General features: G+C 31.0%; 12 protein-coding genes. 9 read left to right on the top strand and 3 right to left on the bottom strand.

Annotated elements, in window-relative coordinates; genetic code table 11:
* The first annotated feature begins 123 nt into the window (after positions 1-123).
* From J2Z44_RS18600 to J2Z44_RS18585, 4 genes are all read left to right on the top strand, one after another.
* On the top strand, positions 124-1,683 hold the full coding sequence (locus J2Z44_RS18600; RefSeq protein WP_209649927.1) for a hypothetical protein: 1,560 nt from the start codon (positions 124-126) through the stop codon (positions 1,681-1,683).
* 446 nt (positions 1,684-2,129) lie between these two features.
* On the top strand, positions 2,130-2,318 hold the full coding sequence (locus J2Z44_RS18595) for a hypothetical protein (RefSeq protein WP_021282182.1): 189 nt from the start codon (positions 2,130-2,132) through the stop codon (positions 2,316-2,318).
* A 15-nt stretch (positions 2,319-2,333) separates the two neighbouring features.
* A complete protein-coding gene (locus J2Z44_RS18590) occupies positions 2,334-2,564 on the top strand; it encodes a thioredoxin family protein (RefSeq protein ID WP_021282181.1) in 231 nt (76 codons plus the stop codon).
* Positions 2,557-3,234, top strand: coding sequence for a cytochrome c biogenesis CcdA family protein (locus J2Z44_RS18585; protein ID WP_021282180.1), 678 nt, complete (start codon positions 2,557-2,559; stop codon positions 3,232-3,234). Before J2Z44_RS18590 ends, J2Z44_RS18585 begins: the two co-directional genes overlap by 8 nt.
* A gap of 271 nt (positions 3,235-3,505) precedes the next feature.
* Here the strand turns inward: J2Z44_RS18585 and cls are convergent, their stop codons facing one another.
* Positions 3,506-4,960 carry a cardiolipin synthase gene (cls, locus tag J2Z44_RS18580; RefSeq protein WP_021282179.1) on the bottom strand — a complete coding sequence of 485 codons (1,455 nt, stop codon included), beginning with the start codon at positions 4,958-4,960 and terminating at the stop codon, positions 3,506-3,508.
* Between the two features lie 575 nt (positions 4,961-5,535).
* On the opposite strand from cls, the gene J2Z44_RS18575 reads away from it, so the two are divergent.
* The 3 genes from J2Z44_RS18575 (at position 5,536) to truA (ending at position 9,476) form a co-directional block, all read left to right on the top strand.
* Positions 5,536-6,423 (top strand): YitT family protein, encoded by an 888-nt coding sequence (locus J2Z44_RS18575; RefSeq protein ID WP_209649925.1) that lies wholly within the window; start codon positions 5,536-5,538, stop codon positions 6,421-6,423.
* A 461-nt stretch (positions 6,424-6,884) separates the two neighbouring features.
* The gene (locus J2Z44_RS18570; RefSeq protein ID WP_021285805.1) at positions 6,885-8,375 is read left to right on the top strand and encodes a leucyl aminopeptidase; all 1,491 of its coding nucleotides are present in this window, start codon (positions 6,885-6,887) and stop codon (positions 8,373-8,375) included.
* Between the two features lie 363 nt (positions 8,376-8,738).
* Positions 8,739-9,476: a tRNA pseudouridine(38-40) synthase TruA gene (gene truA / locus J2Z44_RS18565; protein ID WP_021285804.1), complete on the top strand. Its 738-nt coding sequence runs from the start codon at positions 8,739-8,741 to the stop codon at positions 9,474-9,476.
* 279 nt (positions 9,477-9,755) lie between these two features.
* Here the strand turns inward: truA and J2Z44_RS18560 are convergent, their stop codons facing one another.
* Positions 9,756-9,941, bottom strand: coding sequence for a hypothetical protein (locus J2Z44_RS18560; RefSeq protein WP_021285803.1), 186 nt, complete (start codon positions 9,939-9,941; stop codon positions 9,756-9,758).
* Positions 9,942-10,393: 452 nt separating this feature from the next.
* Entirely contained in the window at positions 10,394-10,609 is a 216-nt protein-coding gene (locus tag J2Z44_RS18555; protein ID WP_021285802.1) for a small, acid-soluble spore protein, H family, read from the bottom strand.
* 301 nt (positions 10,610-10,910) lie between these two features.
* Between J2Z44_RS18555 and J2Z44_RS18550 the strand changes: the two genes are divergently transcribed.
* Positions 10,911-11,486, top strand: a complete 576-nt coding sequence (locus tag J2Z44_RS18550) for a nucleoside recognition domain-containing protein (protein WP_021285800.1) — start codon at positions 10,911-10,913, stop codon at positions 11,484-11,486.
* A gap of 153 nt (positions 11,487-11,639) precedes the next feature.
* Complete coding sequence (locus J2Z44_RS18545; RefSeq protein WP_021285799.1) at positions 11,640-12,173, top strand: spore maturation protein; 534 nt, start codon at positions 11,640-11,642, stop codon at positions 12,171-12,173.
* Positions 12,174-12,432: the final 259 nt, after the last annotated feature.

Raw genomic sequence — 12,432 nt, 5'->3', positions numbered from 1 at the left:
AAATCAGGGTGATTTCAAGTAGTTAAAGTTGTTCAAAAAAATATAATTTGAATAATAAAAATTAAGGTAGTATAATTACAGTTATAACATTTTTAATATTTTGAAAATCTGGGGGATTATAGAATGAAAAAAATAGCAAGTAAAGTGGGGGCAGCTATTGGATTAGTATTTTTAGTTATATTGGGATTTCATTATGCTTATAATTTCAATATATTAAAGGAACCGCCATCTAACCTATGGAGCAAAGAAGTAAAAGTAGGCCAGGGCAAAATGAATACTAATTCAGTACTTATTAAAGAAGAAAATAGATTATTAGTTGGATATTTAGATGGGAAGAATCTTCATATATCTGTGTCAGACTTACAAGGAAAAGTTAAGGAAGAAAAGGAGTACCAAATTGATGAGGAATTTATAAAAAACATAGTATTTTTAAAAACTCAGGATGGATATACACTAGGGTATAACTCTACAGATAATGGAACAGGATATATGGACAAGCTTCTTTTAGATAAAGATTTAACTCTTATAAAAAAGGATAAATTAGAAAAAGTGAGGGAAATTTATCAGATAAGCAACAATAATTATTTAATAGCCTTCGAAGATCGAATTTCAATTATAGATGAAAAGGCACAGGAAATATCAGTTCCAGCAAAAGATGTAGGAATGGTTACTGGAAGCAAAACAAAGGCAGGTTTTTTAGTTTGTTACTTAGAAGGTAAAGACACTTTTAAATTCTTTATTGTAGAAGATGGAAAAGCAACTGAGTCAAAGAAAGCAATAAGTCTTAATAAGGCAGACTCAGTGTCTTATAACAAAATTTCTTGCTCTACAGATGGAGTTAAGGGGTATATCTTATTAGAAGAAGCTGTAAAGGGCGAATTTTCAGGGTCAAAAGGAATTGAGTTTAATTTAGATGGCTCAGATTCAAAGTTTAAGCAAGTATATGTCAATGAATCAGATGTAATTTATGACAATGTAGGAATCTATTCAGAGGATGGTGGAAAGTTCTATGGAACTAGTACAAGACCTGTTGGAAGAAAAGGTAGTGAGCCAGCAATAGTTTCCTTTACTTTTAAAGATGGAGTTACAAAGGATGTAGAGTATGTAAGTAGGTTAAGGGAATTAACTTTATACCCTTATGTAGAAGAGGACTATGTATCCTTCATAAGCTTTAGCAAGAATGGGATCTTTGATGTAAACATAGCTTCAACCAGTGATAAATTTAAAGAAGTAAATAATGGTACAAGAATAACAGAAAGAACAGGAGCTTTATGGCTGACCCTTGAAGGTTTATTATATAGCATATCCTTCATTTTTGTTTATGGATTAAGATGGATTTTCCCAATAGGTATTGTAGCAGGAGTATATAGTTTCTTTGACTACTCTTACTCTGAAAAGAGAAAGTTAAGGGGTTTCTTGGTGTTATCTGTCTTTGGAATAATTTTAAAGACAAGCAGTATATTAAAAATATCCTACACAGATTATATAGCCTTATTACCAGAACCTTTAGCTTACAAAGGCGTAGGCATATTAATTTGTGCAATACTAGGAATACTCAGTTATGTCTTTGGATACCTACTATTTAAAAGGGACACAGAAGAAATGATAATAATTAAGTTTTCCATAGCTTTAATTATTGATACTATTCTGACCCTTGCAGTATTTGTGCCTCTCATAGCTTAATAGATAAGCAAATAACTAAAGCAATAATTTAATTAAAAGTATTCAAAGTAGTAGTAAAGCTTAAATGGAACCTATAAAGTAGACACACATAAAAAAGAGTCTATTTTAATAGGTTCTTTTTTGTCTAAAAAATCACTAGAATGCCTTGTAATTAAAAGGTTTAAGAATATATGCAAAAAAGTGCAAGTAATCGCTAACTTTTAAGAAGGTGTGTAAAAATGTGCACTTGTTTTATAGAGGTGCAAGACTTTCAAATGAAAAAGTTAATAAAAACTTATATTACAATAATTAGAGGCATTGACAAATTAAAGACTGATATTCATAAAAAAGGTTAAGAATTGCCTATCACTAAACAAATATTTCCTTTAGCTTGATAATATACTTTAAATAGACCTTAAGATAAAGTTAGGTTATAATTATAAAAAATAAAGGAGGCAGATAAGTAGATGAAGAACTGGGTAAAGGGCCTTATCATAAGTATGTTAATAATTACAATAGGGGGAATGTATTACTTTAAGAATATATATAATAGTGAAGAATTAAAAACTCTGAAAAGTAATGACTATATATATACCGCTATGGAAGGCATTAATACAAAGCTTCCAACTATGATGGTACTTAGCACTAGTACATGACCAGCTTGTAGACAGATGGAAGCTGTTTTAAGAGAGTTTGCCCCAAAATATAAGGATAAAGTAAATGTAGTGAAAATAGATTTAGATGAAAATCCTCAGTATGCTTATGAATATAGAGTAACTGTAGTTCCAACCACTATATTCTTTAAGGAAGAAAAAGAGGTATATAAAGGTTTTACAGGAGCTGCTGATGAAAATAGAATAAAGGAAGTATTTAAAGAAATGGGGGTTGATTTAGATGAGTAATTTAACCACCCTAATATCGGGAAATATATTTATAGCTCTAATGGCTTCTTTTATAGCGGGTATAGTTTCTTCTTTTAGTCCTTGTTTACTATCTACCGTACCTTTGGTTATAGGATATGTTGAAGTGAATGGAAAACGTAGTAAGAACTTAGCATTAAAGTACTCTCTAATATTTGCGCTAGGACTTATATTTACCTTTGTGTCTTTAGGCATTGCTTCTGCAGTACTTGGTAAATTCTTTGCAGGAGGGGGAAAGTTGTGGTACTTAATCCTGGGAGCCATAATGATTTTTGTAGGATTAAAAACTGTAGGGGTTATTAATAGCAGAGAAACTAACACTTGCAAGGTTCCGAGAAGAAACACTGGAGCTATAGGAGCTTTCTTTTTAGGTATCTTAGGAGGGGTATTATCATCACCTTGTGCCACCCCAATTCTTGCAGCTATACTTGCCTTTGTAGCAGGTAGCGGAAATATAGTTTTAGGAATACTTATGCTATTGGTTTACTCTATTGGACATTGCGTTTTAATAGTAATTGCAGGAACTTCAGTTGGGTTAATTGAAAGGCTGCAAAGTTCTCCTAAATATTTTAGAGTTGGAAACATTGCAAAAATATTTTTTGGAATCTTAGTAATATTTATGGGCCTATATCTGGTGTATTTAGGAATTTGAAATACCTAAACAAAAACCACAGAAGCTAAGAGGACAAAACCTCTAAGTTCTGTGGTTTTCAATTATATAACCTTCAATGATGAAATTCTATTTTATTTGCATTGAAAATACTTTAGGAAAACTAAAGCAGTTTCTAGGTATAAGTTGGGTGTTTGTTGGGCCTTCGATAATATGAGATTTCATTGTATAGCTTATCTCAACATAAACTATATAGTTAGCTATAATATTTATATTTAAATTACTCTAAATAAGGATAGTTACAATATAATTCCTAAAGTATTGGAGACATTAATCTAGATATAGATTCCTTAAGCTTAATAATACCACTTCTACTCTTATAATGCTCCTTAGTTAATAAGGTAGATTTTAATAAATCCTGCTTAAAGGATTCCTCTAACTTCAAGGTAGTGGCCTCATCATAAACTATGGCACTAACTTCAAAATTTAAACTAAAGCTTCTAATATCCATATTTGCAGAACCTACGCAACAAACTCTTCCATCAATGGAAAGCATTTTACTATGAATAAAGCCGTTATTATAGGTGTAGCATTTTGCACCTGATTCCATTAGATCCCAAACATAAGACTTAGAAGCCCAGTATACAAAGGCATGGTCTGGTTTGCAAGGAATGATTAATCTTACATCTATTCCAGATAAGGCTGCAATTTTTAGAGCAGTTAAGATACTCTCATCAGGAACAAAGTAAGGGGTTTCGATATAAATGCTTTTTTCTGCCTTATATATCAACCTAAGGTAAGTATTTCTTATAGAACACCACTTAGAGTCAGGGCCACTTGTAATGATTTGAACTCCTTTATGATTAATCCTATCCCTTTTAGGAAAGTATTTATCGTCCATAACGAAGTCCTCTCCAGCAGCAAATCTCCAGTCTAAAAGAAATCTTATTTGCAAAGAATCTAAGGAATCTCCTTTTAAATAAAGGTGGATATCTCTCCAAAAGCCAAACTTTTTAGAAAGACCTAAATATTCATCTCCTATATTTAAACCGCCAACAAAGCCATGTTCCCCATCGATAATACATATTTTTCTATGATTCCTGTAGTTAATTCTAATATTTATATAAGGAACAAAGGGTGGAAAAAAGCACACAACAGAGCCACCAGCAGCCTTTAGTTTATCAAAAAACTTTCCGTTATTATGAAGGCAACCCATGCCATCATAAAGAAGCTTAACATCTACGCCTTCCTTAGCTTTCTCCACAAGAATATTAAGGATCTCGTTTCCAATATCATCATCATTAAAAATATAGTACTCTAAATGGATATACTTTTTTGCGTTCTTAAGATGCTTAATTAATTTTGGAAACTTCTCATGACCATTATTTAAGATTTCAATTTCATTGTTAGTAGTAAAGATAGAGTTATCACTATAAAGGTTTAAAGTAATTACATCATGATAATGATGCAAAAGATCATTTTGATTTATTATGTTTTCGTTGTTTAAAATATGCTTCTGCTCGGAAACTACTGCAAGTAGATTTTCTTCCTCCTCCTTTTTTAAGTAAAAAAACTTTTTCCGCCTTAGGTCCTGACCAAAAAAGAGATAGAATATAAAGCCAAGTACTGGAATAAATAGCATAATCATAAGCCAAGTCCAAGTACTATTGGCATTTCTTCTCTCAAAAAGTATAACAAGTATTGCAAAAATAATATTTATAACAAATATAGAGTTTACAATACTTATAAATATGTTATATGCATTCATAGCTTCTCCTTAATAATTTTACTTATATGGTTACAATGATATACTTTTATGATAAAAAATTTACTTTAGCCATAATGAATATCATTAATTATAAACTTCATTGAAGATGGACAAAATTTATCTTCAAAAGGCCTTAGGGGAACCAAGATAGGCTCCAGACATAAGTTTAGTGTTTGCGCTGGTTCCATATATATAGTTTAAAGGTAATGTGAAAAATTATCAATATATGTAATATTTTAATATAATATACGTTTAAAACCTTAAGGGAATTAAAGAAGACTTATTTAATAGTAAGAGTATAATTTTAATATGATTACTCAATGATAAAGAGTAACACCTATAGTTATATCCAATTTAAGTAAATATAATTCTTGATCAGTAAGGATATTTTATAATTCCTAGTAAGGAGCCGCATAACAGTTTATAAAGTTGATAAAACCAATTATCATAAGAGTGTTTTCCTGTAAGATGAGTGCTAATGTTAAATTTGTATAAAATATCTATAACCTGCTTTGAATATTAATGAATTATGTTATAACATATTAGGGAAAACATAAATGAGGGGGCAATATAGTATGAGCAACATAATTAACAGGGAAGATTTTAAAAAGTATTTGATGATAATTATAGGAGTAACTATAACTGCTATGGGAATTAATATATTTTATTCACCCTATCAGTTAGTAACGGGAGGGGTATCTGGTTTAGCAATTATAGTAGAATATGCATCAAAAACTACTTTAGGCTTTGGCGTTCCCTTATGGCTTACTAACCTTTTAGTAAATATTCCTCTGTTCATAATAGGAATAAAATTAAAGGGAAAGTCTTTTGGTGGTAAGTCTTTGTTCGCGGCAGTCTTTTTCTCCATTGCTCTTTGGTATACAAGTTATATACCAGCAGTAAAAGCAGACCTGCTAATAGCAAGTGTTTTTGGTGGCGTTTTAGTAGGTATTGGTATTGGCTTAGTCTTAAGGGCATCAGCTACTACTGGAGGAACAGATCTTTTAGCTACAATTATTAAACATTATTTTAAAACCCTACCTATTTCAAATATAATGTTAGGAATAGATTCAGTGATAATAACCATTGGACTTTTTATATTTGGTGTAGAAAAAGCTATGTATGCACTAATTTCTATATTCATAATATCTAAAGTAATTAACAGTGTCCTTGAAGGGGTTAACTATTCTAAAGCAGTGCACATTATCTCAAGTAAACCAGAGGAAGTATCTAGAGCTGTAATGAAGGAACTAAATAGGGGAGTAACTGGGCTTAATGGAACAGGTATGTATACTGGAGGAGATAAAAAAATACTATTTGTAGTTTGCTCTAAAAACCAAATTGTAGCACTGCAGAAGGTTGTAACCAGTATAGATGATAAGGCCTTTATAACTATTACAGATGTAAGGGAAGTTGTAGGAAGAGGGTTTACAGAACCGCAGTATGATATTCCTAAGAAATAAGAATCAGGGAAAATGATTATTAAATAATATTAAATTTCTATTAACTCCTTAAATATAGGAGGAATTAATGAATTTTTGTAGAATTAGTTCTATAGATTTACTTAGTGAAAGTTTATTTTATCTATGTTAAGAATGACTTAGACCATAAATATGCTTTAACAACATCTAGGAAGCTTCAACTATGGTATCTTCTATAAGTAGCAGTTGCCTAGCCTAGGTAAGCTACTTTGGTGATAGTTGAAATCTGCTTTCAAAGTTGTTAACAAAGTGAACTTGTTTTTATTTAAAGGTTAAGAATCATAAGCTATGTTATAACTTAACAATTTATAAAATATTTGAAACTTTTCAGTTAAATTAAGATATTGTTATATAACTATGGTTTTAAACATAGATTTTTATAATAAAATGAAATTATAAGACTTAATTTTAAAATATAGAACTGTTTAAGAAAGGGTGAAATCATGGATATTAAAGTAGTAAAGTTTAATGAATATAAGGAAGCAGCAGAAATTAAAGCAATTCTTATGTTTGAAGCAAAAGAAGATTTCCATATGAAGTTTGAAGATGAGGCAATAAATAATGCAATTTCTTTTGTGCAAGAGAATAAGGAGTTTAGTGGGAAAAAAGGTGAAATTTATACAGTAAACTTACTTAGAAAAGAAGCACCAAGCAAAATTGTTTTAGTAGGAGCAGGAAAAGGGGAAGAACTAACAGTAGAAACTTTAAGAAAAAATGTTGGAAAGTTAGTTAAAGAGTGCATAAAACTTAAAGCAGCTACACTAGAAATAAATGTACCTGCCCTTAGAAAGCATTTTGATATGGAATTAGCTGCAAAAGCTATAGGGGAAGCTGTAACTATGGCAACCTATAACTTTGATACTTATAAGAGTGATAAAAAGCCAGTAAACTTAAAAACTGTAACTCTACTTTGCTGTAGCCAATGTGATGTAACTGTGCTAGAAGAAGCAATAAAAGAAGGGATTGCCCTAGGGGAAGGAAATCTAATAGCAAGAGACTTAGTTAACGAGCCAGCAAACATATTAACTCCAGCAGAGCTTGCAAAAAGAGCTGAAGTGGCTGGTAAAAAATATGGCTTTGAAGTTAAAGTTTATAATAAAGATGAAATAATCAGCTTAGGCATGGAAGCTTATATGGCAGTAGGTAAAGGTTCAGCCAATGAACCAAAACTTATTGTAATGAAGCATTTAGGAAACCAGGAAAATCCAGAGGATATATTTGGCCTTGTAGGAAAAGGATTAACCTTTGATACAGGTGGATATTGCATAAAGCCAGGACAAAGTATGGCAAATATGAAAACAGACATGGGTGGAGCAGCTGCAGTTATTGGAGCAATGAGTTCTATAGCTAAAATGGACCTTAAGAAAAACGTAGTAGCAGTAGTTGCTGCTTGCGAAAATATGATTTCAGGTGAAGCTTATAGACCTGGAGATATCATAGGATCAATGGCTGGAAAAACTATAGAAGTTTTAAACACAGATGCAGAAGGAAGACTTACTTTAGTTGATGCAGTAACTTATATAATCAGAAATGAAAAAGCTACTAAGGTTGTGGATATTGCAACTTTAACAGGGGCAGTGGTAACAGCCCTTGGAAGTGCAGCTATGGGAGTAGTAACTAATGATGATAACTTCTACAATAGCTTAGAAGCAGCTTCTAAGGAAGTTGAAGAAAAGGTTTGGAAGCTTCCATCCTTTGATGAATATAAAGAGCAAATCAAAGGTGATGTAGCAGATCTTAAAAACATTGGTGGACCAAAAGGTGGAAGCATTACAGCAGGCTTATTCATTGGTGAGTTCGTTGAGAATAAACCATGGCTACATCTTGATATAGCAGGTACTTGCGCTTCTGAAAAGCCACCAACAGAATATCATTCTAGTGGTGCAACAGGAAGTGGAGCAAGACTTTTATACACTTTAGTTAAAAACCAGTAGAATTAAATATTGTATAAATTTTAATATGATTACTAAGACTTCCATGGCAAGTTAAAATAGGTTATACAAGGCTAAAGAAAATAAGAATATATGGATAATTTACAGTCCTATTCATTAAAGACTATCTTAAAAGATTAGTTCTTTAATGAATAGGATTTTTTCATATTTAATACAATAAAGACTAACTGCTACATATATAGATATAATTTCATTGCAAAATATAGAGATTTATTCTAAATGTCTATATAAAGTTATAAATTATGATTATAAGAATTCTATATGGTATAATACTAAAATGTAGTTGCTAGGATAATTTTACTAGCAATTTAATCATATAACCATTAGAAAGTAGGAGAACACTTAATGAAAAATATAAAACTAACATTACAATATGATGGAACAAGATATAAGGGTTGGCAAAAGCAGAAGGAAGAGGATAATACAATTCAAGGAAAACTTGAAGCACTTCTTAGCAAAATGACAGAAGAGGAAATACAGCTTCATGGCTGTGGAAGAACGGATGCAGGGGTTCATGCCTTAAACTATGTAGCAAACTTTCAAACAAGTAAGGATTTAACAGCAGAGTACATATTAGATTATTGCTATAAGTATCTTCCACAAGATATACAAATAATGCAGGTAGAAGAAGTGCCTCTAAAATTTCATGCAAGGTATAATGCAAAGAGTAAGACCTATGTTTATAGTATCTATAATTATAAATACAGGGATGTATTTAATCTTAAATACGCTACTCATGTAGAAGAACCACTAGATATTGACAAAATGAGAGAAGCTACTAAGTATCTCATAGGAACTCATGATTTTCAAAGCTTTACAACCCTAAAATCAAAAACGAAATCTACAGTAAGGACTGTGCATTCCATAAACTTCACAAAAGATGGAGATTACATTAACATAAGCTATACTGGAGATGGCTTTCTAATGAACATGGTCAGAATAATCACAGGAACTTTAATAGAGGTAGGACTTGGAATAATACCACCAGAGGAAGTAGAAGATATAAGAGATAAAAAAGAAAGAAAGTATGCTAAAGCAGTAGCTGAAGCTAAAGGACTTTTCTTAAAGGAAGTTTACTATTAAAAAGAAAAGCATCACAAATACATTGAGGGATTAATGAGTTTTATGAATTATATTAGAAGCAGCTAGCTTAATGTTAATAGTAGCGCATAGAATAAAAAAAGCTTTAAAGTAATAGAAAAGAGAGGATTTAACCTCTCTTTTAGTCAATTCAATAATTTAATTTATTATATAGCCAGTTATAAAAAGTAGCAGTTTAATCTAGCTTATTACGTTATATTAGAAGCTATAAGCTTAGAGCTAAGTACTACCACACAAAGTAACTTTGTTGAAAACTAAGTCTTACAAAATTCCTTCTTCTTTTAATATAGATTCAATTTCCTGCATTTTCTTTGAAAGTTCTAAAAAGTTTTCCTTAATTAAATCCTCTGATAAAGAATTTTCCTTAAGGGACTTTTCTAATTCTTCAATAGTTGATAGTGCCTCATCGATATCTTTTTGAGCTAATTTTAGACTTTGTTCTTTCATAGTAATCTCCTTTGTAATGAATTAGGCATTTGAAAATAAATAACAAGTCAAAGATGTGAAGGATATTTTGGGTTCACAAGCAAGCTTGTGCGGCAAGGAAACAGGTTCCGCAGATAGTAGAACTATCTAAGGATTCTGTTGACGCAGTATAACTCAAAATAGACAAACATACTGACTTATTTATTTTTTGAAAATGCCTTATATGGCAATATGTTAATATGGAATATGAAAGGGTAGCGGTTTAGCATCATTAACCACACCTTTAATTGATCTTATGATTATATTTTACTTTATTGGATTTATATCATCAAGTAATAATTCTAATCATTTCTTAAGTTGAGACAGTTATAACTAATTTATACCCTAATATTTAAAATATAAACCTCTAGCATAAAAGCTAGAGGTTTTTCTCATGTATTTAATAATCCTCATGGTCAACTATTATACAAAATCTACAAGGGGTTTACTGCTAAGCTAGAATTGTTCAAACAAACTCCTTCAAGAAGCTTTTTACAATTCACCACATAGGTTTCGTAGGTTTGTAAATCCAATATTTGTGCAATATTATTTTCACAGTCTACACTATTAATCCATACTTCATGATTTTTATAAAACACTCTAGTGATACAACTTGAATTTTTTATCTCTAAAATTCTATTGATGTCCATAATAGGGCCTCCTTACTTTTAGATATGTTATTTATATAGCCTTACCTAGCAAAAACTCAAATTTTACATCTCTCAAAAGCCTGAAGAGAACCAAGGTAAGTGCTCTATATAAGTTAAGTCTTATCTTTGGTTCCATATAAAGAAATAAGTTAAAAACTAATTGAACTTTACTATTACTATAAAAGTCATAAGGGGTATATCCTAATAATATATATATTATAGCTAGTACAAAAGCGTGCAAGAATTATTGTTAAAACTTGCAATAATCATATAAAACTCATATTAAAAAGGAGAATAATGAATGATAAACATAATTTGGTTTCTTATTTTGATAGTTGGTATCGGCTACGGAGTTTTTAATGGAAATGGAGAGCTAGTCTCTAAGGCTATTGTATCCTCCACTTCCTCTACTGTAGAGCTTATTATAGCCTTAGTTGGGATGATGTGTCTTTGGTGCGGAGTAATGAAAATAGCAGAAAAAAGTGGACTAACAGACAAATTAGCAAAGGTTTTAAAACCTATATTAAGACTTATATTTAAAGAAGCAGGAAGAGATGAAAAGGCTTTAGGGGCCATAGTAATGAATCTAACTGCCAATATGTTTGGACTTTCAAATGCAGCTACTCCTTTTGGAATTAAAGCTATGGAGGAAATGGATAGATTAAATAGGGATAAGGAAGTAGCTAGTAATGATATGGTGCTGTTTTTAGTGTTAAATGCTGCTTGTATTCAATTTGTACCTACTACTGTTGTGTCCATAAGGGCTGCCCTAAATTCTCAAAACCCAGGTGCTATAATCTTTGCAGCCCTATGCACAACTACCTTTGCATCAATACTGGGAGTTTTACTTTGTAAGCTACTTCGAAAGTATTTTTAATATAGTATTTAAAATAACTTATTTCTTCTACTTTGGAGTATTTTAATTAATCTTAAATTAATATCTTAATTTTATTTAACAATTAAAATTAAGAAAATGAGCTTGTAAAGTCATTAGTAGTACAAATTTTTATAATAAAAGGAGAAGTTATTAATGGGAAATATATTTCAATATATAGTAAAAGCTATAATCCCCATAATAGTTGGGGGTGTAGTAATTTATGGAGTAAAGAAAAAGGTTAAGGTCTATGAGTGCTTTGTTGAGGGAGCTAAGGAAGGGCTAAATATATGTGTAAGAATTTTTCCATATCTACTTGCCATGCTTCTTGCAGTAAATTGTTTTAGAGCTTCTGGAGCCATGGATTATGTGATAAACTTAATAAAACCTTTAGTTAAATTTGTGGGGATTCCGCCAGAGATTGTACCTATTATATTCATAAAACCCCTATCCGGAAGTGGTGCTCTTGGTGTGTACACTGATGTGGTAAAACAGTTTGGACCAGACTCTTATATAGGAACTGCAGCTTCCATAATTATGGGCTCTACAGAAACCATATTTTATACCCTTACTGTTTATTTTGGAGCTATAGGGATAAAGAAAATTCGACACAGCCTTTGGGTAGCTTTAATTGTTGATTTTTGTGCAGTGTTAGTAGCAGTAAACTTAGCTAAATTTATTATTTACTAGGAACTATAGACTTCTATGATGAAAGTTTATCTATATAAATCTCTTTATAAAGTTACTGAAGATAATAAACTTATTGATTACCTATATATAAAATAAATACAAAGGATACTTAACTTTTTATAGTAGTCCATAAAAAAAGCTTACCACCAATTTTGGTAATAAGCCTTTTTTATTATATAGGAAATTCAACTTTTTTTGCGCTAGCAAAATGCCTGGAAGGCCTTGGAATTGTTGCTTTTGAGAGTTTGTGTAAAAAAAT

Origin of the sequence: Clostridium punense, from assembly GCF_017874425.1 — a bacterium.
Taxonomy (GTDB): Bacteria; Bacillota; Clostridia; order Clostridiales; family Clostridiaceae; genus Clostridium_J; species Clostridium_J punense.
Note: the sequence above shows the minus strand (reverse complement) of the source record. Positions and strands in the feature narration are given on the sequence as shown.

Excerpts from the sequence above, each read along its gene's own strand:
- J2Z44_RS18570 (WP_021285805.1), top strand. The coding sequence starts at position 6,885 with ATGGATATTAAAGTAGTAAAGTTTAATGAATATAAGGAAGCAGCAGAA.
- J2Z44_RS18585 (WP_021282180.1), top strand. The coding sequence starts at position 2,557 with ATGAGTAATTTAACCACCCTAATATCGGGAAATATATTTATAGCTCTA.
- J2Z44_RS18550 (WP_021285800.1), top strand. The coding sequence starts at position 10,911 with ATGATAAACATAATTTGGTTTCTTATTTTGATAGTTGGTATCGGCTAC.
- J2Z44_RS18600 (WP_209649927.1), top strand. The coding sequence starts at position 124 with ATGAAAAAAATAGCAAGTAAAGTGGGGGCAGCTATTGGATTAGTATTT.
- J2Z44_RS18555 (WP_021285802.1), bottom strand. The coding sequence starts at position 10,609 with ATGGACATCAATAGAATTTTAGAGATAAAAAATTCAAGTTGTATCACT.
- J2Z44_RS18560 (WP_021285803.1), bottom strand. The coding sequence starts at position 9,941 with ATGAAAGAACAAAGTCTAAAATTAGCTCAAAAAGATATCGATGAGGCA.
- truA (WP_021285804.1), top strand. The coding sequence starts at position 8,739 with ATGAAAAATATAAAACTAACATTACAATATGATGGAACAAGATATAAG.
- J2Z44_RS18590 (WP_021282181.1), top strand. The coding sequence starts at position 2,334 with ATGGAAGCTGTTTTAAGAGAGTTTGCCCCAAAATATAAGGATAAAGTA.
- J2Z44_RS18595 (WP_021282182.1), top strand. The coding sequence starts at position 2,130 with ATGAAGAACTGGGTAAAGGGCCTTATCATAAGTATGTTAATAATTACA.
- J2Z44_RS18575 (WP_209649925.1), top strand. The coding sequence starts at position 5,536 with ATGAGCAACATAATTAACAGGGAAGATTTTAAAAAGTATTTGATGATA.
- J2Z44_RS18545 (WP_021285799.1), top strand. The coding sequence starts at position 11,640 with ATGGGAAATATATTTCAATATATAGTAAAAGCTATAATCCCCATAATA.
- cls (WP_021282179.1), bottom strand. The coding sequence starts at position 4,960 with ATGAATGCATATAACATATTTATAAGTATTGTAAACTCTATATTTGTT.